This is a genomic window from Ruegeria sp. CK2 (genome assembly GCF_056536585.1).
Window position 1 is genome coordinate 1 of sequence record NZ_JBQFPW010000022.1, and the last position, 26,512, is coordinate 26,512.

Sequence of the window (26,512 nt, forward strand, 5' to 3'; positions counted from 1 at the left end):
CTGCGGTCAGCGTGGTCTTGCCGTGGTCAACGTGGCCAATCGTTCCAATGTTGACGTGCGGCTTATTACGCTCAAACTTTTCCTTTGCCATGATGGCCTCCTGTCATTGAGAAAGGGAAGAGGTCGAACGCCCCTTCCCTGATTTCGCTTATGCATATTTCGCCTGAATCTCGTCCGAGATGTTCTGCGGAACCGGATCGTAATGCGAGAACTGCATGGTGAACTGAGCACGGCCCGACGACATCGAACGCAGAGTGTTGATGTAGCCGAACATGTTGGCCAGCGGAACGTTCGCGTCGATAGCGATGGCGTTGCCGCGGGGTTCTTGTCCAGACACCTGGCCCCGACGCGATGTCAGGTCACCAATGATCCCGCCGGTGTATTCTTCCGGGGTGATCACTTCGACCTTCATGATCGGTTCCAGCAGTTTCGCGCCAGCTTTGCGCATGCCTTCGCGCATACCCATACGTGCGGCAATTTCAAAGGCCAGAACAGAAGAGTCCACGTCGTGGTACTTACCCTCGATCAGCGCTACTTTGAAATCGATCACAGGGAAGCCAGCCAGCGGGCCGCTATCCATGACGGATCTGATCCCTTTTTCAACGCCCGGAATGTACTCCTTGGGCACCGAACCACCGACAACGCGAGATTCGAAGGAATACCCTTCGCCCGGCTCTGTTGGTGTGATGATCATTTTCACTTCAGCAAACTGACCCGATCCACCCGACTGTTTCTTATGGGTGTAAACGATTTCCGCTTCGTGACCGATGGTCTCACGATAGGCCACCTGCGGCGCACCGATATTGGCCTCGACCTTGAACTCGCGCTTCAGACGGTCCACCAGGATGTCCAGGTGAAGTTCGCCCATGCCCTTCATAATGGTCTGACCGGATTCCATGTCAGTTTCCACGCGGAAGGACGGGTCTTCTGCGGCCAGACGGGCCAGACCCTGGGACATCTTCTCTTGGTCGCCCTTGGTTTTGGGCTCGACCGCGATCTCGATCACCGGATCGGGGAAGGTCATGGTTTCCAGAACCACCGGATCCTTCGCATCACACAGGGTGTCACCGGTTGTCGTGTCTTTCAGACCCGCCAGCGCGATGATATCGCCTGCGAACGCTTCTTCGATCTCTTCCCGGTTGTTGGAGTGCATCATCATCATACGACCGATGCGCTCTTTCTTACCTTTGGTCGAGTTCAGGATCGAGTCGCCCTTCTGCATGGTGCCCGAATAGATCCGGGTGAACGTCAGAGAGCCAACGAAGGGGTCGTTCATGATTTTGAACGCGAGACCCGAAAACGCCATGTCATCATCCGCACGACGCGGAATGTCACGAACTTCGTCTTCGTCGCCCGGCTTGAAGCCCATGTAATCAACAACGTCCAGCGGGCTGGGCAGATAGTCAATCACAGCGTTCAGCAGCGGTTGAACACCTTTGTTCTTGAACGCGGAGCCACCCAGAACCGGAACAAACGCGATTTCCAATGTGCCTTTGCGCAGCAGGGCGCGCAGGGTTGGAACGTCGGGCTCATTGCCTTCCAGATACTCCATCATCGCGTCGTCGTCCATTTCGACGGCCGCTTCGATCATTTTACCGCGCCATTCGTCAGCCATGTCCTTCAGGCTGTCACGGATCGGTGCTTTGACCCAGCTTGCGCCCAGGTCTTCGCCCTGCCACAGCCACTCTTCCATAGTGACCAGATCAACCAGGCCTTCCAGCTCGGTCTCTGCGCCGATCGGAATACCAACCGGAACAGCACGTGCGCCGGTACGGTCTTCGATCATGCGAACACAGTTGAAGAAGTCGGCGCCGATCTTGTCCATCTTGTTGACGAACACCATACGCGGAACCTTGTAGCGGTCAGCCTGACGCCACACGGTTTCGGTCTGGGGCTCAACACCGGCGTTTGCGTCAAGAACACAAACCGCACCGTCAAGAACCGCCAGCGAACGCTCAACTTCAATGGTGAAGTCGACGTGGCCGGGGGTGTCGATGATGTTTAGGCGGTGCTTGGGCGAGTCAGCGGTTTCGCCGTCTTCGGTGCGTTCCCAGAAGGTGGTGGTCGCAGCCGAAGTGATGGTGATGCCGCGTTCCTGCTCCTGCTCCATCCAGTCCATGGTGGCGGCACCGTCGTGCACCTCACCAATGTTGTGGGATTTGCCGGTGTAATACAGGATACGCTCCGAGCAAGTGGTTTTACCTGCATCGATATGCGCCATGATACCGAAGTTACGGTAATGATCGAGTGTATAATCGCGTGCCATTTTGATAAGCCTCTGGAATTACCAACGGTAGTGGCTGAAGGCTTTGTTCGCCTCGGCCATCTTGTGGGTGTCTTCGCGCTTCTTCACAGCGGTACCGCGGGACTGTACGGCGTCCATCAGTTCGCCGGCGAGGCGTTCTTCCATGGTGTTTTCGTTGCGGCCACGCGCAGCAGTGATCAGCCAGCGGATGGCCAGTGCTTCGCGGCGCTCGGGGCGCACTTCGACCGGAACCTGATAGGTTGCACCACCAACCCGACGCGAGCGAACCTCGACCGATGGTTTGATGTTGTCGAGCGCTTCGTGGAACACTTCGACAGGTGCGCGCTTAATCTTGCCTTCAACGCGATCAAATGCGTTGTAGACGATGCGCTCTGCAACCGACTTTTTACCGTCGATCATCAGGTTGTTCATGAATTTTGTCAGGACCTTGTCGCCAAATTTGGCGTCAGGCAGGACTTCGCGTTTTTCGGCGGCGTGACGACGTGACATATCAGCCTCTCCTTCTTATTTGGGACGCTTCGCGCCGTATTTCGAACGACGTTGTTTACGGTCTTTGACGCCCTGGGTATCCAGAACACCGCGCAGGATGTGGTAACGGACACCGGGAAGGTCTTTTACACGGCCGCCGCGAATCAAAACAACCGAGTGTTCCTGCAGGTTGTGGCTTTCACCGGGGATGTACGAGATGACCTCGAACCCGTTGGTCAGGCGCACTTTGGCAACCTTACGCATCGCCGAGTTCGGCTTTTTCGGTGTGGTCGTATAAACACGTGTGCAGACGCCGCGTTTCTGCGGGCACTGCTCCAGGTGCATGGACTTCGAGCGTTTTACTTTCGGCTGCCGCGGCTTGCGGATCAGCTGTTGGATCGTTGGCATTCCGGTTATATCCCCGTTTTGCAACACACATGACATGCACGCGCGATGCGTGCGGTTAAATTCGCTGCACTTATGCGTCCACAAGCGCAAAACCCGCGAGCGTTCCCATTCCGAGGTGAACGTCGCGGTTTGTTATCAGAGGGCGCGAACGATAAAAGTGTCCGGGCCTTGACCAGTTCATTACTGGAATCGGTTATGGGGCGGCCCCCGGTACCGAGATGACGCGCGTATAGGGGGAGTCGGCCGAAGTGTCAACAGCACACCCTGCCAGCTTGATTGCACTGATTTATCAAAGCAGGTCTTAAGTTTCCAGCGCCCTGGTTGGTTGCAGCCCACCTATGACATCGGCATAGTCAGCGCATTGATCTGCCAGTGGATAAATCATGCAAGTCATCGGCCTCTGCCGCTTTTCCTATCCCGCGATTGGCGGCTACCAAATCCAACATGAAACCATCGATGAGCGGCGGCGCTATTTGTACAGTCCCGCACGACTGAACGAGCGGTTTCGCTTGTTCGAATCCTCTACTTTGCCCTGTATTCGGGAACAGACCGACGAAGATTTCGAATTTCTGATTGTGATCGGAAATTGCCTTCCGAAAGAGCGCTATGAACGGTTAATGGATTTGACCGCTGATATCAGACAAATCCGGATACTCGGACGGGAACCCGCCCAACATCGCACGGTGATGAAAGAGGTGCTGAATTCATCCCGAAAGGACCCGGACAAGCCATGTCTTCAATTCCGCCATGACGACGATGACGCCGTTTCAGTCGACTTCGTCGAAAGACTGCGTATTGCCGCCCACGACAGTCGTGGGGTGATCGAGCGCAACAGAACCGTGGGCATCGACTTTAACAATGGGTTTCTTGCCCGGTTCGGGCCAGACGGTGTGCGGGCAAAACCGATCTTTAACTCACTTCTTGGCGTGGGTTTGGGCATGTACGTTGCGGGGAAGTGCTCACAAACGATCATGAGCTTCACGCACAACAGGATCGGTCGCTTCATGCCCGTGGTCAGCTTTCCGGACGCCCCAATGTGGGTGCGAGCCTTGAACAGTTTCAACGACTCCCATCAGGCACGCAATGACACCCGAGAATTGCCACTTTTGTCGTCTGAAGCCGAAAACGAATTTGTTGCGCGCTTTGCCATCGATGAAAACACGGTCAGGAAGATTCACTCGGCCGGTTGACGTGACCGTCCCCGCAGCAAGGTGAACAAACCAGCTCCCACTATCAGTACAGCGCCCAGCATCGTCAAGTTGTCAGGCCATTCGCCAAATACGGCCCAGCCCAAACCCAGCGCCCAGATCAAGCTAGAGTATCGGAACGGGGCCACGAACCCGACGTCACCCTGGCGCATAACCATGACGCTGAACAAGTACCCCATCAAAACGAACACGGCCGCCGCAGCAACCAACGATCCCGTCGCGACCGAAACCGGAACCCACCCTTCGAGCACCGAAGCAACCGCCGCGGCCAGCGCAATTGATGCGGACGTCGCCAGCGTGACGACCATAGAAGGTACGTCGGTCGACATGCGACGCGTGATCAAATCCCGTGCCGTCACCGAGGCAACCGCGATGAGTGCGTAAACCGAATACACGCTGAACCCGGCCGGGCCAGGCCTGACGATCAGCAGCATCCCTGCAAACCCGAGTGCAATCGCCAAGGCGCGACGCCAACCGATATGTTCCGAGAAAAGCAACGCGGCACCTAAAGTGACCGTCAAGGGCAGCGCCTGAAGAACAGCCGTTACATTAGCCAAAGGCATGTTCTTCAGAGCGGTCAGGAAAAAGAACGTCGCCGAGAGCTCGGCAAGACAACGCAGTGCGATCAGCCACTTATCATGGTGCGGAAAATTCAGGTGCAGCGCGCCAAGGGATCGGGCCAGCAAATAAACAAGGATAACCGCCAGAACCCCTCGGATTGCGACCAGCTGAAAAAGAGGCAGGTCCTGCAGAGCAGCTTTCACCAACGTGTCATTCAAGGTAAAGGCCGCCATACTGCCCATCATCAGCAGCGCGCCCTTTGTGTTTGGTGTCATGGCGAATGGGTCCGAAGTAACGGTGTCGATGCATTGGTCTTACAAGCTGGAGAGATGTCAATCTCCTGGAGCTCAAGCAAAGTGGATTTTAACCGTGCTCGAGGTGAAAATTGGCAATCGTTCGCGGGTCTTTTCGGTGAAACCGAAAACGGTTAGCCAAAATGTGTATTATCCGAGAAAACAACGATGTGATGCAGCAAATGCTGTATTTGCTCAAAGTCGGCATCGCGGACAAAGTTGCGGCTCAAGTTAGCGTCCCTAGGGATCATGCTTCCGAGATATCAACACGGTTGATTTTTGTCCCGTCTGGAAGGTCTCGAACCTGCGCTACAATTTGCCCTGTAATGCCCCAATAGACCTCTAGGTCTGTGATTTCCAGATTGGCAAAGTCATCTTTGCCACCTAAGAAAAGAGATACTTTGTGGCACACGCATTCTCCGTAGGACGGTTGTTTTCCGCCGGAAGACAGCCATTCTTTATACCTCTCGTATTCAATTGTTTCGTTGGGAAATTGAACCATCTCCACATTGTGGAAGTCTGAGTACCCACATGGTATTTCGAATATCTCGACAGTGGCAGGGTCGAGTAGTGCAACCTCGGGTTGGCCGATTTCAGTTCGGCTATGATCCAAGGCAAATTGACGACCCATCCAATCTGCGCCGAAGCTCTCGAACCGACCATCAAGCTTTGGAAACACATCGGAAATACAGCGAGTGAAACGTGCAACGTCTTCAGGACGATAAAGCCTGTACGCACCTTCAAGCTGCTTCGTTTTCTTCCATTTAGACAAGGGCAGTGTTTTTTCTTTTAGACAAGGGCAGTGTTTTTTCTTTCGTCGTAAAAATTGTATTCACGCTAACATGTTAAGTTGTAGTTGCTAAGGGCTCAAAGCAGAGCTGTGGAGCGGCTGTTGCAGCGAAGTAGGAACCGCGCGGTTTGATAGTTAGCAAAAAAAGGCCCCGCGACATCGCGGGGCCTCATCATTTGGTATCAGATTGCCTTTACTCGCGGCTTTCTGGTGTTTCCACCAGAACGTCCAGCTCGTCTCCGACCATGTCGTCATCCATGACCGGCGCAGCCAGAGCAGCGGCGGCTTCAGCCTCTTCCCTGCGAGCTTCGATCACCACGTTATCGCGTGACTGAGCTACGCGCTGGACACTTTGGGTGGCACCACCGGTCCCGGCAGGGATCAGACGACCAACGATGACGTTCTCTTTCAGGCCAACCAGCTTGTCTTTCTTACCCTGAACCGAAGCCTCGGTCAGAACGCGGGTGGTTTCCTGGAACGACGCCGCAGAGATGAACGAACGTGTCTGCAGCGAGGCTTTGGTAATCCCCAGCAGGATCGGTTCGCCCTGAGCCGGACGACCACCACGCGAGAGTGTCTTCTCGTTGGCTGCGTCAAACTCTTGCTTGTCGACATGTTCGCCTTTCAACAGGGTGGTGTCGCCTGAATCCAGGATCTCCCACTTCTGCAGCATCTGGCGCACGATAACCTCGATGTGCTTGTCGTTGATCTTCACGCCCTGAAGGCGATAAACATCCTGCACTTCGTCGATCATGTAATCCGCCAGCGCTTCGACACCCATGATGGACAGGATGTCATGCGGGGCCGGGTTGCCGTCCATCAGGTATTCACCCTTCTGGATAAAGTCGCCCTCCGCGACCGGGATATGTTTGCCCTTGGGCACCATATACTCGATCGTTTCCATCGACTCGTCCGCCGGCTCAATGCTGATGCGGCGCTTGTTCTTGTAGTCGCGGCCAAAGCGCACATAACCATCGGCTTCTGCGATGATTGCGTGATCTTTCGGACGACGGGCTTCGAACAGTTCAGCCACACGCGGCAGACCACCGGTGATGTCCTTGGTTTTGGCACCTTCACGCGGGATACGCGCCACAACTTCACCAGCTTCGATCTGCTGACCGTCTTCGATCGACAGGATCGCATCCACCGACATCGGATAGTGAACCGGGTTGCCCGCATCGTTGCGGACTGGCTCGCCATCTTCGCCAACCAGAATGATCTCGGGCTTCAAGTCGCTGCCTTTGGGGGCGGCGCGCCAGTCGATCACGATCTTCTGGGTCATACCGGTTGCATCGTCGGTCTCATCCCGGACAGCGATGCCCGAAACAAGGTCGACATACTTCGCGGTACCGGCTTTCTCGGCGATGATTGGCAGGGTGTAGGGATCCCATTCGTACAGCTTGTCGCCACGAGCCACCTTGGCGCCATCTTTAACGAACAGCTTCGAACCGTAGCCCAGCTTGTGGCTGGCACGCTCTTCGCCATGTTCGTCGCTGATCACCAGCTTCATGTTCCGGCCCATCACCAGGCTTTCACCTGCTGAATTGACCAAAAGCTGCGGGTTCTCGAACGAAACGACACCGTCCTGGCTGGCTTCCTGGAAGGACTGCTGTCCCCCCTGGGCAACACCGCCGATGTGGAAGGTCCGCATCGTCAGCTGTGTGCCAGGTTCACCAATGGATTGGGCGGCGATGATGCCCACCGCTTCACCGGTGTTAACCCGTGTACCACGCGCTAGGTCACGACCATAGCAAGTGGCGCAGACGCCCTCTTCCGACTCACAGGTCAGAGGCGAGCGGATGCGCATGGATGCAACACCAGCTTCGTCAATGGTATCCGCCATACGTTCGTCGATCAGTTGACCAGCGGCAACCAGAACTTCATCCGTACCCGGACGCAGAACATCGTCGGCAGAGACACGCCCCAGCACACGCTCGGCCAGCGAGGAAACAACCTCACCGTCATTGACCGCAGCCTCAGCCGTGATCGCACGCTCGGTACCACAGTCGATCTCGCGAACGATGCAGTCCTGGGCGACGTCCACCAGACGACGGGTCAGGTAACCCGAGTTCGCCGTCTTCAGAGCGGTATCCGACAGACCCTTACGGGCACCGTGGGTCGAGTTGAAGTATTCAAGAACGGTCAGACCTTCCTTGAAGTTCGAGATGATCGGCGTTTCAATGATGTCGCCATTCGGCTTTGCCATCAGGCCGCGCATCCCGCCCAGCTGCTTCATCTGAGTGACCGAGCCACGCGCACCGGAGTGCGCCATCATGTAGACCGAGTTCGGTTCCTGTTCGGACCCGTCCTCTGCCCGATCCGAAGACGAGATCGTGCCCATCATCGCATCAGTGACGCGGTCGTTACACTTCGACCAGGCATCGACAACTTTGTTGTACTTTTCGCCCTGAGTGATCAGGCCGTCCATGTACTGCTGTTCAAAGTCTTTCACCTGACCGCGGGTTTCATCAACGATGCCCCACTTGTCGCCCGGGATCACCATGTCGTCCTTGCCGAATGAGATACCGGCCTTGAACGCCTCTTTGAAGCCCATCGACATGATCTGGTCGCAGAAGATCACCGACTCTTTCTGACCGCAGTACCGGTAGACAGTGTCGATCACCTGTTGCACTTCTTTCTTCCGCAGCAAGCGGTTGACCAGTTCGAACGGCGCCTTGTTGTTCAGCGGCAGCAGAGCCCCCAGACGCAAACGGCCCGGAGTGGTCTCGAAACGCTTCTGAACTTCGTTGCCTTCCTCGTCGATCTGCGTGATCCGCGCGGTGATTTTGGTGTGCAGATGCACTTCACCGGCGTCCAGCGCATGCTGAACTTCTTCGATCGAACCAAAGACCTTGCCTTCGCCGATCATGCCTTCACGTTCCAGCGTCACATAGTACAGACCCAGGATCATATCCTGCGAAGGAACAATGATCGGCGCGCCGTTTGCTGGCGACAGAACATTGTTGGTCGACATCATCAGAACGCGCGCTTCCAGCTGGGCCTCAAGGCTCAGCGGGACGTGAACGGCCATCTGGTCACCGTCGAAGTCGGCGTTGAAGGCCGAACAGACCAGCGGGTGCAGCTGAATCGCTTTCCCTTCGATCAAGACCGGCTCGAACGCCTGAATGCCAAGACGGTGCAATGTCGGCGCACGGTTCAGCATGACAGGGTGTTCGCGGATCACCTCGTCGAGGATATCCCACACTTCGGGACGCTCTTTCTCGACCAGTTTCTTCGCCTGTTTAACGGTCGAAGACAGACCCTTGGCTTCGAGGCGCGAGTAGATGAACGGCTTGAACAGTTCCAGCGCCATCTTCTTGGGCAGACCACACTGGTGCAGCTTAAGCTCCGGACCAGTCACGATGACAGAACGGCCCGAGAAGTCGACGCGTTTCCCCAGAAGGTTCTGACGGAAGCGACCTTGCTTACCCTTCAGCATGTCGGACAGCGATTTCAGCGGGCGCTTGTTGGCACCGGTGATTACGCGGCCGCGACGACCGTTGTCGAACAGAGCATCCACCGATTCCTGCAACATCCGCTTTTCGTTGCGGACGATGATGTCAGGTGCGCGCAGTTCGATCAGACGCTTCAGACGGTTGTTCCGGTTGATGACGCGGCGATACAGATCGTTCAGATCCGAAGTCGCGAAACGGCCACCATCCAGCGGAACCAGCGGACGCAGTTCCGGCGGAATGACCGGAATCACGGTCATCACCATCCACTCGGGACGGTTGCCCGACTCGAGGAAAGATTCAACAACCTTCAGACGTTTGATGATCTTCTTGGGCTTCAGTTCACCGGTTGCTTCGGCCAGATCAGCGCGCAGCTGTTCGGCTTCGGCTTCCAGATCGATCTGGGCCAGCATCTCACGGATGGCTTCGGCACCGATGTTCGCGGTGAACGCGTCCATGCCATAGGCATCCTGCGCATCCATATACTCTTCTTCGTTCAGCATCTGGCCATAGGACAGGTCAGTCAGACCGGGCTCGATGACGACATAGTTTTCAAAGTACAGAACACGTTCCAGATCGCGCAACGTCATGTCCAGCATCAGACCGATGCGGGACGGCAGCGATTTCAGGAACCAGATGTGTGCGACAGGCGCGGCCAGTTCGATGTGACCCATACGCTCGCGGCGGACTTTCTGGAGGGTAACTTCCACACCGCATTTCTCGCAGACAACGCCGCGATACTTCATCCGCTTATATTTGCCGCACAGACATTCGTAATCTTTGATCGGGCCAAAGATACGCGCGCAGAACAGACCGTCACGTTCGGGCTTGAACGTCCGGTAGTTGATGGTTTCGGGTTTCTTGATCTCGCCATAGGACCAAGACAGAATCCGCTCGGGCGACGCCAGGGAGACTTTGATCTCGTCAAAGACTTTCGGCGGCGTCAGCGGGTTGAACGGGTTGTTGGTGATTTCCTGGTTCATTTTGCGTCCTTACAAATTGGGATGGGATGAGTGTGGGGCGTTGCCGCCCCTACTCTTCCTCCGCATCCAGGAGTTCCATATTCAGGCCGAGGCCACGGACTTCTTTAACCAGAACGTTGAACGATTCCGGTACGCCCGCTTCAAAGTTATCCTCGCCCTTGACGATCGACTCATAGACCTTGGTCCGGCCGGCGACGTCATCCGATTTCACGGTGAGCATCTCCTGCAGGGTGTAGGCGGCGCCGTAAGCTTCCAGAGCCCAGACTTCCATCTCACCAAAGCGCTGACCACCGAACTGCGCCTTACCACCCAGCGGCTGCTGGGTAACCAGGCTGTACGGCCCGGTCGAACGCGCGTGGATTTTGTCATCCACAAGGTGGTGCAGTTTCAGCAGGTACTTGATGCCAACGGTCACAGGACGCGCAAATTGCTCACCCGTACGACCGTCGAACAGAACCGACTGACCGCTTTCCGAGAAGCCCGCACGCACCAGCGCATCGTTGACGTCAGCCTCTTTGGCACCGTCAAAGACCGGGGTCGCGATCGGAACACCACGAGTCACATTGCCCGCCGCCTCGATCAGGTGACCTTCGTCCATGCCGGCAATGCCTTCTTCATAGACATTCTCGCCATAGGCCAGCTTCATCGCTTCGCGAACCGGGGTCAGGTCGCCGGAACGGCGGTATTCACCCAGTGCCTCGTCGATGTTCAAACCCAGGCCGCGTGCGGCCCAACCCATGTGGGTTTCAAGGATCTGACCAACGTTCATACGCGAAGGCACACCCAGCGGGTTCAGACAGAAGTCAACCGGCGTACCATCGGCCAGGAACGGCATGTCTTCCATCGGAACAACCTTGGAGATCACACCTTTGTTCCCGTGACGACCGGCCATCTTGTCGCCCGGCTGCAGCTTACGCTTCACGGCGATGAAGACTTTGACCATCTTCATCACACCCGGCGGCAGGTCGTCGCCACGACGGACTTTCTCGACCTTGTCTTCGAAACGGGCATCCAGAGCGCGCTTGAGCACTTCGTACTGCTCGTTCAGAGCCTCTACGATCTGCGCGTCCTTCTCGTCTTCCAGGGCCAGCTGCCACCACTGACCACGGGTCAGCATTTCAAGCAGGTCCTCGGTGATCACCGAGCCGGGCTTGACGCCTTTCGGGCCTTTGACAGCAGTTTTACCCAGGATCAGACCTTGCAGACGCGCATAGATGTTGCGGTCAAGGATCGCCAGCTCGTCGTCCCGGTCACGGGCCAGACGTTCGACTTCCTCACGCTCGATCTGCAGCGCACGCTCGTCTTTTTCCACACCGTGACGGTTGAAGACGCGAACCTCAACGACCGTACCATAATCGCCCGGCTTCACGCGCAGCGAGGTGTCGCGCACGTCAGATGCTTTTTCACCAAAGATGGCGCGCAGCAGCTTTTCTTCCGGGGTCATTGGGCTTTCGCCCTTCGGAGTGATCTTGCCAACCAGAATATCGCCCGGTTCAACATCCGCACCGATGTATACGATGCCAGCCTCGTCGAGGTTGCGCAGCGCTTCTTCACCGACGTTCGGGATGTCGCGGGTGATCTCTTCCGGACCCAGCTTGGTGTCACGGGCGGCGACTTCGAACTCCTCGATATGGACCGAGGTAAAGACGTCATCGCGCGCGATACGTTCCGAGATCAAGATCGAGTCTTCGTAATTGTAACCGTTCCACGGCATGAACGCGACGACCACGTTTTTACCAAGGGCCAGTTCACCGATGTCGGTGGACGGACCGTCGGCAACCACTTCGCCCTTGCCAACCATATCACCCACCTTGACCAGCGGACGCTGGTTAATGCAGGTGTTCTGGTTCGAACGCTGGAATTTGCGCAGACGATAGATGTCAACGCCAGCATCGCCCAGTTCCAGATCTTCGGTAGCACGAATAACGATACGCTGGGCGTCAACCTGGTCGATGATGCCGGCACGTTTCGCCTGAATCGCAGCGCCCGAGTCGATGGCAACCTTTTCCTCGATACCGGTGCCGACCAGCGGCGCCTCGGCCCGCAGCAGCGGAACCGCCTGACGTTGCATGTTCGAACCCATCAGGGCGCGGTTGGCGTCGTCATTTTCAAGGAACGGGATCAGCGATGCAGCAACCGATACCAACTGTTTCGGGCTGACGTCGATCAGGTCCACATTCTCGCGCGGGGCAAGGGTGTAGTCACCGGACTGACGGGTCGAAACCAGATCGTTAATGAACTTGCCATCCGCATCCAGTGTCGCGTTCGCCTGCGCCACAGTGTGTCGCATTTCCTCGGTCGCGGACATGTAGTGAACCTCATCGGTCACCTCGGCGTCTTTGACGACGCGGTACGGTGTTTCGATGAAGCCATACTTGTTCACGCGGGCAAAGGTGGCCAGCGAGTTGATCAGACCGATGTTCGGGCCTTCCGGCGTTTCAATCGGGCACATCCGGCCATAGTGGGTCGGGTGTACGTCGCGCACCTCAAAGCCCGCACGTTCACGTGTCAGACCACCGGGGCCAAGCGCCGAGAGGCGGCGTTTGTGGGTGACTTCGGACAGTGGGTTAGTCTGGTCCATGAACTGCGACAGCTGCGACGAGCCGAAGAATTCGCGAACAGCAGCAGCAGCCGGTTTCGCGTTGATCAGGTCTTGCGGCATGACGGTGTCGATTTCGACCGACGACATGCGTTCCTTGATCGCGCGCTCCATGCGCAGCAGGCCAACGCGGTACTGGTTCTCCATCAGTTCGCCGACCGAACGCACACGACGGTTGCCGAGGTGGTCGATATCGTCGATGTCACCTTTGCCGTCACGCAGCTCAACCAGCGCCTTGATGCAGGCCACGATGTCTTCTCGGCGCAGGGTGCGCAGTGTATCGGGCGCATCCAGAGCCAGACGCATGTTCATCTTTACACGGCCAACGGCGGACAGGTCATAGCGCTCGCTGTCGAAGAACAGCGTTTCAAAGAGGGCCGAGGCCGCTTCGACGGTGGGCGGCTCGCCCGGACGCATCACGCGATAGATGTCCATCAGCGCGGTGTCACGGCCCATGTTCTTGTCTGCGGCCATGGTGTTGCGCATGTAGGGACCGACATTGACATTATCGATATCCAGAACCGGGATGTCGGTGACGCCCGCATCGATCAGTTCCTTCGCAGAACCACCGATCAGATCGCCGTCTTTGTCATACTCCAGCGTCAACTCATCACCGGCTTCGACATAGATGGCGCCGGTTTCTTCATTAATGATGTCTTTGGCGACAAACTTACCAACGATATGATCGAACGGCACCAGCAAGTTGGTGACAGTGCCCTCTTCGATCAGCTTCTTGACAGCGCGCGGTGTAACTTTCTTGCCTGCTTCTGCAATCACCTCACCGGATTTCGCATCAACCAGATCATAGGTCGGGCGCGTGCCACGTACACGATCGGGGAAGAACGGCGTGACCCAGCCCTTCTTCTTGTCCAGCTTGTAGGACACCGTATCGTAATAGGCGTCCATGATCGCTTCCTGATCCAGACCCAGCGCATAAAGCAGGGTTGTCACAGGCAACTTGCGGCGACGGTCGATACGGGCGAAGACGATGTCTTTGGCGTCAAACTCAAAGTCCAGCCAGCTGCCGCGATACGGGATGATGCGGCAGGCAAACAGAAGCTTACCCGAGGAGTGGGTCTTGCCTTTGTCATGATCGAAGAACACACCGGGCGAACGGTGCATCTGGGATACGATCACTCGCTCAGTGCCGTTCACAACAAATGTCCCGTTTGGCGTCATCAGGGGCATATCGCCCATGAACACGTCCTGTTCCTTGATATCTTTGACCGACTTGGCGCCGGTATCTTCATCGACATCGAACACGATCAGACGCAGAGTGACCTTCAGCGGCGCGCTGTAGGTCATGTCGCGCTGCATGCACTCTTCGACGTCGTATTTGGGTTTTTCCAGATCGTATTTCACAAACTCCAGAACGGAGGTTTCGTTGAAATCCTTGATCGGGAAAACCGACTGGAACACGCCTTTGATGCCTTCGCCGTCTGCGGGCTGCTCTGCATCGCCGGAGCGCAGGAATAGATCATAAGAAGATTTCTGGACCTCAATGAGGTTCGGCATCTCCAGCACTTCGCGGATTTTGCCGTAGTATTTCCGAAGACGTTTCTGGCCAAGGAACGATTGAGCCATGTCAGATGTCACCTTTCGATGTTCTCAGCGGGCTAAGACACCGTCGGGCCCCGGCGCCTTGCACATTAGAGACGACACGTCCGGATCAATTCGTGGCCACCGTCCCGAATGGTGGCCTCCCGATCCGCGAACCGCGTCTTAGAAAACACCTCCTGTGTCAGAGGTCCTTTCTAAGACAGGTTCGGCTGGACCCGGATTTCTCCGGATCCAGCCAAATTTCCGGTGCATCAGCGACACACCAAAAGACTGACTTAGGCCAGTTCGACCTCGGCGCCAGCTGCTTCTAGCTTGCCTTTGATCTCTTCGGCTTCGTCTTTCGACACAGCTTCTTTGATCTTGCCGCCAGCTTCGACCAGCTCTTTGGCTTCTTTCAGGCCAAGACCGGTGATGCCGCGAACTTCTTTGATCACGTTGATTTTCGAAGCGCCGGCGTTCTTCAGAACGACGTCGAATTCGGTTTTTTCTTCCTCGGCTGCGCCACCGGCGTCGCCGCCTGCTGCAACCATTACGGCGCCGCCAGCTGCGGGCTCGATGCCGTATTCGTCTTTGAGGATGGTTTTCAGTTCTTGTGCTTCCAGCAGGGTCAGACCCACGATGCTTTCTGCGAGTGCTTTCAGATCAGCCATTGTATCAGCTCTTTCCGTTTACAGTGTGTGTTCCAACGTCAGGACATATGCCCTACGCAGATCATTCAGTGCCAACCGCTTACGCAGCTTCCGCCTTCTCTTCGATGGTGGAAAGGATGCTTGCGATGTTGCTTGCAGGTGCGCCAATCGCGCCGGCGATGTTCGAAGCAGGTGCGCCAATGCAGCCCACGATCGAAGCGATAAGCTCCTCGCGAGACGGCATTTTCGAAACGGCTTCAACGCCTTTGCGGTCCAGAGCGTTCTCGCCCATTGCACCGCCAAGGATTTCGAACTTTTGGTTCTCCTTGGCGAAGTCCTCGGCCACTTTGGCTGCTGCCACAGGGTCCTCGGAATAGGTCAGAACGGTCATACCCGTCAGCAGGTCAGCAATGCTTTCACATGGCTTTCCATCGAGGGCGATTTTGGCGAGCCTGTTCTTGGCAACACGCACGGAGCCACCGGCGTCACGAGCACGTGCGCGAAGGTCCTGCATCTCGGCAACTGTCAGACCGGCGTAGTGCGAAACCACTACGACGCCAGAGCTTTCGAAGATTTGGCCGAGTTCCTCGACCACTTTCTCTTTCTGGGCTCTATCCACAGTTCTCTCCAAGTTTGGGGTGAAATCTCACCCCGGCTCATATTTGCCGCGGCTTACGCCCCGGCGTTCAGGTCCGTTGTTACGGGATTGAGCCAAAATTCGCCCGAGGGTGGGACCCTCGAAATTCTTTGGTCTTACCCGTCTCAGGCAGGGAATTAAGGGGCCAGATGGACCCACCCACCGTCTTGGACGAAACAAAATAAAGCGCACGACGAATCGCACGCTTTACTCCGCAGCTCTCTTTAGGGCAGACGCACGGGGTTTCCAAGGGGTAAATTGGCCCGACCGTGTCTTTCAGCCGGGCTTCGCCACCAAGGGCCCACGCGCATCATAAACACCTCTTGGTTTGGACCCATTGACACTGGTTACCGGCTCAGGTCCAGTCGAGCGGTACTGGTAGTCTGATCCGGGATATGTAGTTTCCAACCGAAATGTTCAACCTCACTGAAAGCGAACAGGCCTTAGCATCTAAATTCGTGGGCGAGTTTTCGCGTCAGCTCCCGGCTGATGACACGCCACGATTCGAGTGTTTCTACAGGTCTCACGGCTTTCCAAACTCCAGGATGGTTCTAAAAGTTCAGTCGGGTACGCGAACCTATGCGTTGAAGATCGATACCGAGTCTCCTGCCTCTGGGCGGCTTAACGACGAATTTGATCTGCTGACGAAGCTTTCCACCCATTTTGACGGCAACAAGACGTCGCAGGTTGTGCACCCCATTTACATCTCGCCCGGAGGCGCCTTTTTCGTCACCGAATTCATCGACCGGCCTACGGCGGTTGACCTGATCTACAACAGCAAAGATGACGATCAGGTTGCGCAGGTTTTTCGCCGCGCAGGATCATGGCTCAATGATCTGCACAGATTTCGCCCAGCTGAGGACTACGCGTTTCGACCAAAATGGATGACCGACAGCGTTCAGGATCTGTTCCAATCCCTGCCTTTGGAGCTTGCAGAAGAAAGCCAGCGGATGGTCAACACCATGCTCGCCGAAGCTGAACGTCTAAAGGGCGTTTCAGATATTCGGGTTTTTTCGCATGGCGATTTTCACGGCCTCAATCTGATCGTGGGACAGGGCCAAACGATCGGGCTGGACTTCACCGAAGCGCGCGACAAACTGGCAGTTTACGACATCGTCGATTTCCTGAAATCCGATATCTTTCGGGACGGCGCTGGCGCCGATGTGGACCGCAGCGGCATCCTCAAACGCAACAAAGAGATGTTCTTTCGGCTGTACCGCCACCCGATCAACATCGAAATTCTGGATTTCTGTATCCGAGGACGACTGCTGAAGGACTGGCTGCGCCTGTGCCAACCAGACCATAAGTGCAGTGATTTCGAGGACCACATGCGTACACGGCTGGGAATTCGACTGAAGCAGGCGTTTCGATAGACCCCCTGAAAAGAAAAACCCGGGCAGCTCACGCCGCCCGGGCCTAATTCTGTCACAGCTAAAAGCTAGGGCTTACTCGCCCGAAGCCGTCGCCACGTCCAAAGTCACGCCAGGGCCCATGGTCGAGCTCAGCGCGATTTTCTTCATGTAGGTGCCCTTGGCACCTGCGGGTTTGGCTTTGGCCACGGCCGAGATAAAGGCGCGGACGTTTTCGACCAGCTTGGCTTCGTCGAACGACGCTTTGCCAACACCGGCGTGCACAACGCCACCTTTTTCAGCTTTGAACTGAACCTCGCCACCCTTGGCTGCTTCCACGGCCGCTTTCACGTCCATGGTTACGGTGCCAACTTTAGGGTTTGGCATCAGGTTGCGGGGGCCCAGAACTTTACCCAGACGGCCAACAACGGGCATCATGTCCGGGGTCGCGATGCAGCGATCGAATTCGATCGTGCCACCCTGAACGGTTTCCATCAGATCCTCTGCACCAACGATATCGGCGCCAGCTTCTTTTGCTTCGTCAGCCTTGGGGCCGCGAGCGAACACAGCGACGCGCATCGCTTTACCGGTGCCATTGGGCAGGCCAACAACGCCACGAACCATCTGGTCTGCGTGACGGGTGTCAACGCCCAGGTTCAGAGCAATCTCGACGGTTTCGTCAAACTTCGAAGTTGCATGGGCTTTGACCAGTGCAACCGCTTCTTCGACCGACAGATCTGCCTTGCCAGCGAATGCTTCGCGCGCAGTGCGCGTACGTTTACCGAGTTTTGCCATCTTACTTCACCTCGATGCCCATAGAGCGGGCCGAGCCCAGGATGATCTGCATTGCGCCTTCGACGTCGTTGGCGTTCAGATCTTTCATTTTGGCTTCGGCGATTTCACGCACCTGCTTCGAGGTCACGGATGCCACGGTCTCACGACCTGGGTTTTCCGCGCCACGAGGGCGGTTACGCTTGCCAACCGGCTTCAGGCCAGCTGCTTTTTTCAGGTAATAAGACGCAGGCGGCGTCTTGATGTCCATGGTGAAGGACTTGTCCTGATAATAGGTGATTACGGTCGGGCAAGGTGCGCCCTGCTCCATGTCTGCGGTCTTGGCGTTGAACGCCTTGCAGAATTCCATGATGTTGATGCCGCGCTGACCCAGCGCCGGACCAACTGGCGGCGACGGGTTCGCCTGACCTGCAGGAACCTGCAGTTTCATTGTACCAGCAAGCTTCTTGGCCATTTGGTTTTCCTTTCAACGTAGGTGGGACGCGTCCCACCCGGTTTATGTTGCGCGGTCCGATCCGGGATCGCGATCCCAGCAATCTCCCACGAGAGAATCTCGCCCAAAGACGATAGAGGCGGCGTCTACAGGGGATCGTTGGGGTTGGCAAGTGGTCGGCGACCCAATCCGATAACATCGAATCGAACGCTGAGCGGATTGTCACCGGCTCACGGAATGCGGACCATTGCGCATGTGTTTGTGAACGCCGCTAAGAAACCATTAATACAGTAAAAAATTTAGATATGCAGTCCCCAACCAGGATTTTCGCGCACGTAACACGACAATACTGGCGGCTGTGCTATACTCTGCGAGATTGGATATTTTTTTGGTGGAGGTTAATTATGATCATTCGTTTCATTGTAACGCTAGGGGTCGCGCTGTCTCTTACCGCGACTGCCCCGCAGACCGCGCGGGCTGACGCTGGCGAAATCCTGGGCGGTGCTGTCGTTGGCGGCGTCATAGGCTACGCGATCGGCAGGGACCAGCAGAAAAAGAAGCAGGCCCGGACAGCAACAAGAACCACCCGTACCTACCGGCAGGGTATACCCTCGACCACACAAGGTGCGCAGACTCAGACGGCCCTGAATTACTTCGGCTACAATGCTGGTCGGGTCGATGGTCAGGTTGGTCGCGGCACCCGCACAGCAATCGAGCGCTACCAGGCATCAATGGGCTATCCTGTAAGTGGCTATGACTTTCAGCCTTATCAGTATGACTTCCTGCAGCAGGCCTATTACTGGGCAACGAGCGGCGGACAGGCCGCCACTCAACTCTCGGGCCAACCGCTTCTGATGGAGTACCGCCGTCAAGTTCAAACAGGTTCTTCTTTGGCAGCGGCGCCTCAGGCTCCGGCTCAAGCTATCCCGGTTATCAAGCCCCAAGCAGCCGAGCCCGAGACAAACACCGCTGAAACGACAACCGCGAGCCTTCCGAGCCTGTTTTCTGGCGGTACCGGGGGCCCGTCGCTGGCCAATCGCTGCAGCGGGGTAATGCTGCAAACCTCGACCAATGGTGGCTACACGACTTTGTCGAACATGTCTGATCCTGATTTCGCACTCAGCGAGCAGTTCTGCCTTGCCCGTAGTTACGCGATGGCGCGTGGCGAAGATCTCATGCAGGACATCCAGGGGCTGACGCCGGATCAGGTGGCCGCGCAATGTGACTCTTATGGTGAGATGTTGGCACCACAAGTTGACGCTCTGTCCATCAGCTCAAAAACAGAGGCTGAAACCCAGATACGTAAGCTTGCACTGGACTCCGGGCTTAGTCCCGAAGATCTTGCCGCAACGAGCAAGGTTTGTCTGGCGATGGGCTACCGTCAGGACAACATGGATGCCGCGGTTGGCTCTGCGCTGATGCTTGTTGCAATGGGTGAACCCGCCTATGGAGAGCTGGTTGGGCATCACCTGCGTGAAGGCTTCGGCGTTCAGGAACGCCGGGATCTTGCGATGCAATGGTATGATTCGAGCCTTTCGGCACTGGACGCCGGATCGCAAGCTGTCTTCTTACCGTCGCAAACCGACCGCCCGCAACTCTTGCGCGCGGCTATGATTCAGGCGCAATGAGGCTATACGCAAAACGGTATCGACCGCTGTAGGGCCCAAACAAAAAACGCCGCGTTGCCTGTTGCATCGCGGCGTTTCAAATTTCGCGAGAAACGTGCTTAGCTCTGTTTAGTGACCTGCGTAAAGTCCAGCTCGACAGGAGTCTCCCGACCAAAGATCGAGACCGAAACTTTCAGCTTCTGAGCGTCGTCGTCCACGCCTTCGACCATGCCGTCAAAATCCTCGAACGGGCCGTCGTTGACCTTGACCTTCTCGCCAACCTCGAAGGTGATCATCAGCTTGGGTGCGTCTTCACCTTCCTGAACGCGATTGAGGATCTGGTTGACCTCGGCGTCGCGCATCGGCATCGGGCGACCTTGCGGCCCAAGAAACCCGGTGACACGGTTTATCGAGTTAACCAAGTGATAGCCCTGATCGGACATTTCCATATGCACCAACACGTAACCAGGCATGAAGCGGCGTTCAGTCGTGACTTTCTTGCCCCGGCGCACTTCAATCACCTCTTCGGTGGGCACCAGCACTTCGTCGATATCGTCCTCAAGGCCCTGTTCAGCCACCGACGTGCGGATCTGCTCTGCGATCTTCTTTTCGAAATTCGAAAGAACGCTGACCGAGTACCACCGTTTCGCCATGAACCTGTCGTCCTTGTTTGCATTAGACCGCATCACATTTTCGGACACAGCCTGAATTAATATCCTGTCGCGGAGCCACCGCGTCGTTCGGAATAAAAAGCGGCGCGCAGTCCGAATCGCCGCACGCCTATCCCAAAAGGTACCGCGTCACCTACTCTGACATCGCGCACTGTGCAAGAGGGCAGAGGCAATTGCATTGCAATTTCAGCAGCGTTTTGGCCCCGAAAGATCCGCCTTATCCGAAGGAGGTCAGGATCAGCTGCAGACCACCACGAATACCCAGATCAACCAGCGCGAAGAACACGGCCGTTAAAGCTGCCATGATGAACACCATGACCGTGGTCAACAGCACCTCGCGCCGCGTGGGCCAGACGACCTTTGCAACTTCGGCACGGACTTGCTGAATGAACTGGATCGGGTTGGTGGTAGCCATTTGGCGTTATCTCTCTGCTAGCGGATGGGCGGGACATAGCCGGGCATTGCGGCAATTTCAAGGGCAGTTGGATCAACTCTGGTTTTGGGCCTGCGCTGATCAGGGCTTGGGTTTATCGTCCCATTCGTCGTTCAAGATCCGGCGCGCATCGCCTTCGGGATCTTCGTACTGATTTGAACGCACGGTATAGACAAATGCAACCAGACCAACTCCGCCCAGAAACAGTGAGATCGGGATCAGATAGGCGAGAACGTCCATTCACATCACCTCAGCCGCAGCGCGTTCAAAGACACCGTAATCGATGAGGTCGACATCGCCAAGGCTGCGATCAAGGGCGTCGCCAGACCAGCCACCGCAAGCGGAACGGCGATCACGTTATAGACGGTCGCTATTTGAAAATTCTCACGAATGCGCCGAGTGGCTTTGACAGCGGTGTCGCAGGCCTCTGCAATCGGTGAAAGATCGTTACCCAACAGCACGATATCTGATGCAACACGGGCTGCATCCAGCGCTGATGCCGGAGAGATTGAAACATGAGCTGCGGCAAGTGCAGCGGTGTCGTTCAGGCCGTCACCCACCATCAGCACGCGATGGCCTTGATTGCCGAGTTCCTGAATGCGTTGCGCCTTATCCCGTGGTAAGGCTTCAGCCATCCACGTTTCGATCCGCAGCTTGTCGGCCATTGCACTCACCGCGCCTTGCGAGTCGCCCGAGATCAGAATGACCTCTTTGCCTGCGGACAGAAACGCCTGAACCGCATCAAACGCGCCTTGACGTAAAGCATCCGAAAATTCGAAGGCCACCGGAGCGTTGTCGCCGATTACCAACCAGGCGGTGGTTGCCACACTTTGTTCACCACCCACCCAGGCGGCGCGCCCGAGGCGTACACGCTGACCATGCAATTCACCTTCGGTTCCGTATCCGGGAATCTCGGTGATCTTGCGCAGATCGGCAGGTTTTACACCCGCCACACGAGCCGCTTTGGCCAACGCTGCAGACAGCGGATGTGCCGAGGCTTCGGCCAGAGCAAGAGCCACTTCAAGATCCTCGCGGGAATGCGCGTCCAGATTTGTCAGCTCAGGGGTCCCTGACGTGAGCGTTCCTGTCTTGTCAAAAACAACTGTGTCCACTCCGGACAATCGTTCGAGCGCCGTCGCATGTTTGATCAGCATTCCCTTGCGAAACAACCGGCCCGATGCAGCAGTTGTGACCGCAGGTACTGCCAGCCCCAAAGCGCAAGGGCAGGTGATTATCAGAACCGCTGCGGCGATGTTCAGCGCCGTTCGCAGATCACCGGAATAGATAAACCAGCCCACAAAGCTGAGCGCTGACAGGATGTGAACACCCGGCGCGTAAAGCTTGGCAGCCTTGTCCGCCAGCGATGTGTATCGCGACCGACCGGATTCAGCGATGGCAACCAGATCAGCCATGCGGTGCAATGAGGTATCTTCGCCCACCGCCGTCGCACGGATCGTAAGCGGCCCTGTCAGGTTAACCTCGCCCGCGCTTACCGAGTGGCCGGTTCCAGCAAACACGGGCAATGTTTCACCGGTCAATAATGAGCGATCCAATTCAGACTGGCCAGAAACGATTTGACCATCGACCGGCATCCGCCCCCCGGGGCGCACGAGGATCAGGTCACCCAAATTCAACGTGGCCACAGCGACTTCTTCTTCGACCCCATCCACGACACGAATGGCGCGGGGAACCTCAAGCGCTGTCAACTCCTCAGCGGCAGATCGCGCTGCGGCCCGTGTGCGATAATCCAGATAGCGCCCGGCCAGCAAAAAGAAGGTCAGGGTCAAAGCAGCATCAAAATATGCATGCTCGCCACTAAGCGCAGTTTCCCAAAGCGATGTGACCAGCGCCAGCAGAATCGCCAACACAATTGGCACATCCATATTCAGCCGTCTGACGCGTAGCGCGCTCCAGGCGTTGGCAAAGAATGGCTGCGCGGAAAAGGCAATCGCTGGCAAGGCAATCGCAGCCGAAATCCAATGGAACATGTCGCGCGTTGCATCGCTTGCCCCAGACCAGACCGAGACAGATAGCAACATCACATTCATTGAGGCGAACCCGGCAACTGCCAACCTCATCAATAAATCGCGCCCGGCCTTGTTGGTCTGCGTGGCTGACAAAGCGCCGGGGTCCAATTCATGCGCCTCAAACCCTGCGCGTTCCAACACAGGGATCAGATCAGCGGCCGAGGTCTCGGGTATAGCTTTGATCATGGCGCGCTTAAGCGTCAGATTCACGCGCGCATCTTCAACCCCGGGATGGGCATTCAATTCTCGCTCAACTGTCGCAATGCAGGCCGAACAATGAATGCCCGGCAGAGACAGGGCAATTTGCACATCTTCCGGAATTGGGCGCGCAGGCTCTGACGGGGCAGCAATGCAACCCGGACAAGCCGCTGTACCAGAAGAAAGATGCGCTGTCACAGCCCTAGCCTTTCACATAAAACGGAACGCGCTGCGCAAACTCTGCTCCGTCGCGATCACGCGCTACCAATCGGACGTTCCAGTTTCCTTCACCCAATGTGGCGGGTGTGGCATAAGCTGTCCCGTCGAACGAAAAAACAGGCGTGAAATCATCGCGCACATGGGTTGCACGCCCGACGACAGCCTGAAGCTCGGCCACCTGAACCGGCGCGCCACTTTGGTCGGTGATATGCAGGATCAAAAGCCCACCTTTGGCCTCAGCCCGAATTTCCCAGCCCAGCGCCTGATGCTCTTTCAGACGCGTGTTGAACTCCTGACTGGCCACGTAAGAGTTCTTGACCTCAAGCCCCGGAAAGGTTTTGACCGCGCTGTAAGCCAGCACTAGGTTCACACCTATGATCACGGTAAACGCAGCGATAAAAACCGCAAGAGCATGCTTTCCAGTGAATTTTCGTTCAGCCATGATCAGTTTCCTCGTCCATTGAACGTGGTGTCTTTGTAGGCGCGTTCTCCGCTGCTCAGATCTTCCACCCAGATCCGTACCGGCGTTGTATCAGCGCTCGCAGGTGCCGTATCCTTGGAAGAGACTATATAAACGCGGGTCAATTGTGCAGTATCCGCGGTGACGTTCACGGTATCAATCTCCGTACCCTCAATTGCCAGTTTCATGGCAGAATCGCCGGCCAGGGACAGCTTGAACAACCGGTCCTCGCCATGTTTGTTGCGCAGCCGAACGTCATAGGTATTGCGGATCGTGCCATCCGAAAGGGTCACGAAAGTTGGGTTTCGCACCGGTGCGACGGTCAGATCGATGTCCGAGCGGATGAACAAGGCAAACATCAGCGCAAATCCCACCAAAGACCAAAGCGCCGTGTACATGACTGTACGGGGACGGAAGACGTGTTTCCAAACACTTCTGGGTGGCTCACCGGATCGTTCGCGGGTCTCGTCACTCAGCGCCATATAGTCGATCAGACCTCGGGGTTTGCCAATCTTGGCCATCATGTCGTCGCACGCGTCGATACATAGGGCACATGTGATGCATTCGAGCTGCTGACCATCCCGTATGTCGATGCCCACAGGGCAGACATTCACGCAGGCCATGCAATCGATGCAATCACCTAACTCGGAATCGGTCGTCCGCTTACCTTTGCCACGAGGCTCCCCTCGCCATTCGCGATAGCCGACCACAAGCGTATCTTCATCCATCATTGCTGCCTGAATACGCGGCCAGGGGCAGGCATAGATGCAAATCTGCTCGCGGGCGAACCCGCCGAAGAAAAAGGTCGCTCCTGTCAGGATCAGCATAGTCGTGTAGGCCACCGGGTGCGCATTGCCTGTCACAAGATCCCGCGCCAAGGTTGGGGCATCGGCGAAATAGAAGACCCAGGCGCCGCCCGTGGCCAGACCAATCAGAAACCAAGATACCCATTTCGTCAGCCGCAGCCGGGCTTTTCGGAGATCCATTTTCTCTTGCCGCTGCAATCGCAGCCGGGCATTCCGGTCCCCTTCGATCCAGCGCTCGACCAGAATGAAAAGATCTGTCCAGACGGTCTGTGGGCAGGCATAGCCGCACCACACGCGACCAAGGGCCGAGGTGAACAGGAACAGGCCAAGGCCCGCCATGATCAGCAGCCCCGCCACAAAATAGAACTCGTGCGGCCAGATCTCGATCCAGAAAAAGTAAAACCGGCGGTTTGCCAAATCCAAAAGGACCGCCTGATCTGGCAGGCTGGGGCCACGATCCCATCTGATCCATGGTGTCACATAATAGATGCCCAGCGTGACCAGAAGTATGATCCATTTCAGATTGCGAAACGGACCGGATACGCGCCTTGGAAAGATAGGCTCTCGAGGGGCGTACAGGCTGGGTGCGGGGTCGGACTCGCTCACTGGCTGGCTCCACTAATGGATGTTCTGACGACGCTTTTTCCAGATCATGTGTTGATAGACTTTGACATGGGTCAAAACGCGCATCGAACAAACATCTTTTAGCACATTTCTTGCGCCTGACGTTTGAGCCATTTCACAAATGTCTTCACAGCGGGTCTGACAGGCGCTTTACCGGTTAAAACGTGATATCCGCTGCCTTCAGGTTCGGCATACAGTTCGATCAGTCGCCCCGCAGCGATGTCGTGCTCGACGAAATGTCGCACGGTCGCCGTCACGCCTTGGCCCGCGCGAAGCCCTTCCAGCAGCAAATTCCCCGGAAGAGAGATACTTCCGGCGCTGGGCCCATGATCCACGCCGCGTTTGGCCAGCCATGTCGTCGCCTCAGTCGTTCCGAATTCCTCTAGCCATGGCAGTTGGCCAAGATCTTTTGGCGTCCAAGAGGTCTTTCCCCCCAACAGACTGGGTGCAGCAACAATGACAAATGGCGTTTCCAGCAACATCTCGGCGTCGACTCCGGGCCAGCCGCCTACACCGTATCGGATTGCAACATCCACCCCACCGGGACTTAGCGTGACAAGGTGCGGGGTCGGGTCGAGCGCCAGATTCACGTCAGGATGTTCGGCTTGAAAAACCGGCAAGCGCGGCATCAGCCAGAACGCCGCAAAGGATGCGGTCAGTGAAACATGGACCGGACGCTCTTGGCCCGTCCGCATCAAATCCTCGACAGCGGTACCAATTGAACCAAACCCAAGTTGCAAAGCGCGTGCCAGTTGCTGCCCTTCTGTGGTCAGCGACAACGACTTTCCAGTTCGGTCCAACAAGCCGACACCCATATGCTTCTCCAAGGCACGCAATTGTTGGCTTATTGCAGCATGGCTGACATTTAGCGCGGCCCCGGCCGGGACCACCCCACCCTTTTCGGCGAAGGCTGAAAAGGCTCTGAGCGAAGCCAGCGGCGGCAGGTTGAGCCAATCCATATGTAATTTCCTCTTACATATAAGAATTGCAATTGAGTCGCATTTTTTAGCCCGAAGATCAATCCTGAGACTGTTCCAAC

General features: G+C 56.5%; 22 protein-coding genes. 3 read left to right on the top strand and 19 right to left on the bottom strand.

Going from position 1 to position 26,512, the window contains the following annotated elements:
* The 4 genes from ACR0BU_RS22735 to rpsL form a co-directional block, all read right to left on the bottom strand.
* Positions 1-91: GTP-binding protein (locus tag ACR0BU_RS22735; RefSeq protein ID WP_036223564.1), on the bottom strand; the 91-nt coding region annotated here is incomplete at its 3' end.
* A 57-nt stretch (positions 92-148) separates the two neighbouring features.
* Positions 149-2,266 (bottom strand): elongation factor G, encoded by a 2,118-nt coding sequence (gene fusA / locus ACR0BU_RS22740; protein WP_298937819.1) that lies wholly within the window; start codon positions 2,264-2,266, stop codon positions 149-151.
* 18 nt (positions 2,267-2,284) lie between these two features.
* Positions 2,285-2,755, bottom strand: coding sequence for a 30S ribosomal protein S7 (rpsG, locus tag ACR0BU_RS22745; RefSeq protein WP_113791688.1), 471 nt, complete (start codon positions 2,753-2,755; stop codon positions 2,285-2,287).
* Between the two features lie 15 nt (positions 2,756-2,770).
* Positions 2,771-3,142, bottom strand: a complete 372-nt coding sequence (gene rpsL / locus ACR0BU_RS22750; protein ID WP_005621086.1) for a 30S ribosomal protein S12 — start codon at positions 3,140-3,142, stop codon at positions 2,771-2,773.
* Between the two features lie 383 nt (positions 3,143-3,525).
* On the opposite strand from rpsL, the gene ACR0BU_RS22755 reads away from it, so the two are divergent.
* The gene (locus tag ACR0BU_RS22755) at positions 3,526-4,332 is read left to right on the top strand and encodes a putative rhamnosyl transferase (protein ID WP_480739205.1); all 807 of its coding nucleotides are present in this window, start codon (positions 3,526-3,528) and stop codon (positions 4,330-4,332) included.
* Here ACR0BU_RS22755 and ACR0BU_RS22760 read toward each other — a convergent pair.
* From ACR0BU_RS22760 to rplJ, 6 genes are all read right to left on the bottom strand, one after another.
* Entirely contained in the window at positions 4,317-5,186 is an 870-nt protein-coding gene (locus tag ACR0BU_RS22760) for a DMT family transporter (RefSeq protein WP_299892783.1), read from the bottom strand. The two genes, ACR0BU_RS22755 and ACR0BU_RS22760, sit on opposite strands and share 16 nt — an antisense overlap.
* A gap of 265 nt (positions 5,187-5,451) precedes the next feature.
* Entirely contained in the window at positions 5,452-5,976 is a 525-nt protein-coding gene (locus ACR0BU_RS22765; protein WP_480739203.1) for a T6SS immunity protein Tdi1 domain-containing protein, read from the bottom strand.
* A 211-nt stretch (positions 5,977-6,187) separates the two neighbouring features.
* Positions 6,188-10,429, bottom strand: a complete 4,242-nt coding sequence (gene rpoC / locus ACR0BU_RS22770; RefSeq protein WP_299084692.1) for a DNA-directed RNA polymerase subunit beta' — start codon at positions 10,427-10,429, stop codon at positions 6,188-6,190.
* A gap of 49 nt (positions 10,430-10,478) precedes the next feature.
* On the bottom strand, positions 10,479-14,612 hold the full coding sequence (rpoB, locus tag ACR0BU_RS22775; RefSeq protein ID WP_300072727.1) for a DNA-directed RNA polymerase subunit beta: 4,134 nt from the start codon (positions 14,610-14,612) through the stop codon (positions 10,479-10,481).
* A 251-nt stretch (positions 14,613-14,863) separates the two neighbouring features.
* A complete protein-coding gene (gene rplL, locus ACR0BU_RS22780) occupies positions 14,864-15,238 on the bottom strand; it encodes a 50S ribosomal protein L7/L12 (protein ID WP_170350962.1) in 375 nt (124 codons plus the stop codon).
* Positions 15,239-15,317: 79 nt separating this feature from the next.
* Positions 15,318-15,836 (bottom strand): 50S ribosomal protein L10, encoded by a 519-nt coding sequence (gene rplJ, locus ACR0BU_RS22785; RefSeq protein ID WP_298937812.1) that lies wholly within the window; start codon positions 15,834-15,836, stop codon positions 15,318-15,320.
* Between the two features lie 563 nt (positions 15,837-16,399).
* Here rplJ and ACR0BU_RS22790 point away from each other — a divergent pair.
* Positions 16,400-17,227 (top strand): aminoglycoside phosphotransferase family protein, encoded by an 828-nt coding sequence (locus ACR0BU_RS22790; RefSeq protein ID WP_299084698.1) that lies wholly within the window; start codon positions 16,400-16,402, stop codon positions 17,225-17,227.
* Between the two features lie 72 nt (positions 17,228-17,299).
* On the opposite strand, the gene rplA is transcribed toward ACR0BU_RS22790, so the two are convergent.
* Together rplA and rplK are read right to left on the bottom strand one after the other, a co-directional pair.
* Positions 17,300-17,998 (bottom strand): 50S ribosomal protein L1, encoded by a 699-nt coding sequence (gene rplA, locus ACR0BU_RS22795; RefSeq protein ID WP_480739201.1) that lies wholly within the window; start codon positions 17,996-17,998, stop codon positions 17,300-17,302.
* Position 17,999: 1 nt separating this feature from the next.
* On the bottom strand, positions 18,000-18,449 hold the full coding sequence (gene rplK, locus ACR0BU_RS22800; RefSeq protein WP_085823307.1) for a 50S ribosomal protein L11: 450 nt from the start codon (positions 18,447-18,449) through the stop codon (positions 18,000-18,002).
* A 383-nt stretch (positions 18,450-18,832) separates the two neighbouring features.
* Here rplK and ACR0BU_RS22805 point away from each other — a divergent pair, with 383 nt between their 5' ends.
* Entirely contained in the window at positions 18,833-20,056 is a 1,224-nt protein-coding gene (locus ACR0BU_RS22805) for a peptidoglycan-binding domain-containing protein (RefSeq protein WP_480739199.1), read from the top strand.
* A gap of 98 nt (positions 20,057-20,154) precedes the next feature.
* Here the strand turns inward: ACR0BU_RS22805 and nusG are convergent, their stop codons facing one another.
* From nusG to ACR0BU_RS22840, 7 genes are all read right to left on the bottom strand, one after another.
* Positions 20,155-20,688, bottom strand: a complete 534-nt coding sequence (gene nusG, locus ACR0BU_RS22810; protein ID WP_298937808.1) for a transcription termination/antitermination protein NusG — start codon at positions 20,686-20,688, stop codon at positions 20,155-20,157.
* A 235-nt stretch (positions 20,689-20,923) separates the two neighbouring features.
* Positions 20,924-21,121 carry a preprotein translocase subunit SecE gene (secE, locus tag ACR0BU_RS22815; protein ID WP_120633940.1) on the bottom strand — a complete coding sequence of 66 codons (198 nt, stop codon included), beginning with the start codon at positions 21,119-21,121 and terminating at the stop codon, positions 20,924-20,926.
* Positions 21,122-21,220: 99 nt separating this feature from the next.
* Positions 21,221-21,379, bottom strand: a complete 159-nt coding sequence (ccoS, locus tag ACR0BU_RS22820) for a cbb3-type cytochrome oxidase assembly protein CcoS (RefSeq protein WP_298937807.1) — start codon at positions 21,377-21,379, stop codon at positions 21,221-21,223.
* Between the two features lie 5 nt (positions 21,380-21,384).
* Positions 21,385-23,562, bottom strand: coding sequence for a heavy metal translocating P-type ATPase (locus ACR0BU_RS22825; protein WP_480739198.1), 2,178 nt, complete (start codon positions 23,560-23,562; stop codon positions 21,385-21,387).
* A gap of 4 nt (positions 23,563-23,566) precedes the next feature.
* Positions 23,567-24,025, bottom strand: coding sequence for a FixH family protein (locus ACR0BU_RS22830; RefSeq protein ID WP_300072717.1), 459 nt, complete (start codon positions 24,023-24,025; stop codon positions 23,567-23,569).
* Between the two features lie 2 nt (positions 24,026-24,027).
* Positions 24,028-25,455 (bottom strand): cytochrome c oxidase accessory protein CcoG, encoded by a 1,428-nt coding sequence (gene ccoG / locus ACR0BU_RS22835; protein WP_480739196.1) that lies wholly within the window; start codon positions 25,453-25,455, stop codon positions 24,028-24,030.
* A gap of 98 nt (positions 25,456-25,553) precedes the next feature.
* Entirely contained in the window at positions 25,554-26,432 is an 879-nt protein-coding gene (locus ACR0BU_RS22840) for a LysR family transcriptional regulator (protein ID WP_480739195.1), read from the bottom strand.
* Between the last annotated feature and the right edge of the window lie 80 nt (positions 26,433-26,512).

Bases quoted from the DNA above. Each gene is read 5' to 3' on its own strand.
- rpoB (WP_300072727.1), bottom strand. From the start codon at position 14,612: ATGGCTCAATCGTTCCTTGGCCAGAAACGTCTTCGGAAATACTACGGC.
- rpsL (WP_005621086.1), bottom strand. From the start codon at position 3,142: ATGCCAACGATCCAACAGCTGATCCGCAAGCCGCGGCAGCCGAAAGTA.
- rplK (WP_085823307.1), bottom strand. From the start codon at position 18,449: ATGGCCAAGAAGCTTGCTGGTACAATGAAACTGCAGGTTCCTGCAGGT.
- fusA (WP_298937819.1), bottom strand. From the start codon at position 2,266: ATGGCACGCGATTATACACTCGATCATTACCGTAACTTCGGTATCATG.
- rplL (WP_170350962.1), bottom strand. From the start codon at position 15,238: ATGGCTGATCTGAAAGCACTCGCAGAAAGCATCGTGGGTCTGACCCTG.
- secE (WP_120633940.1), bottom strand. From the start codon at position 21,121: ATGGCTACCACCAACCCGATCCAGTTCATTCAGCAAGTCCGTGCCGAA.
- ccoS (WP_298937807.1), bottom strand. From the start codon at position 21,379: ATGGACGTTCTCGCCTATCTGATCCCGATCTCACTGTTTCTGGGCGGA.
- ACR0BU_RS22755 (WP_480739205.1), top strand. From the start codon at position 3,526: ATGCAAGTCATCGGCCTCTGCCGCTTTTCCTATCCCGCGATTGGCGGC.
- ACR0BU_RS22760 (WP_299892783.1), bottom strand. From the start codon at position 5,186: ATGACACCAAACACAAAGGGCGCGCTGCTGATGATGGGCAGTATGGCG.
- ACR0BU_RS22790 (WP_299084698.1), top strand. From the start codon at position 16,400: ATGGTTCTAAAAGTTCAGTCGGGTACGCGAACCTATGCGTTGAAGATC.
- rpsG (WP_113791688.1), bottom strand. From the start codon at position 2,755: ATGTCACGTCGTCACGCCGCCGAAAAACGCGAAGTCCTGCCTGACGCC.
- rplA (WP_480739201.1), bottom strand. From the start codon at position 17,998: ATGGCAAAACTCGGTAAACGTACGCGCACTGCGCGCGAAGCATTCGCT.
- nusG (WP_298937808.1), bottom strand. From the start codon at position 20,688: ATGGCGAAACGGTGGTACTCGGTCAGCGTTCTTTCGAATTTCGAAAAG.
- ACR0BU_RS22805 (WP_480739199.1), top strand. From the start codon at position 18,833: ATGATCATTCGTTTCATTGTAACGCTAGGGGTCGCGCTGTCTCTTACC.
- ACR0BU_RS22840 (WP_480739195.1), bottom strand. From the start codon at position 26,432: ATGGATTGGCTCAACCTGCCGCCGCTGGCTTCGCTCAGAGCCTTTTCA.
- rpoC (WP_299084692.1), bottom strand. From the start codon at position 10,429: ATGAACCAGGAAATCACCAACAACCCGTTCAACCCGCTGACGCCGCCG.
- ACR0BU_RS22830 (WP_300072717.1), bottom strand. From the start codon at position 24,025: ATGGCTGAACGAAAATTCACTGGAAAGCATGCTCTTGCGGTTTTTATC.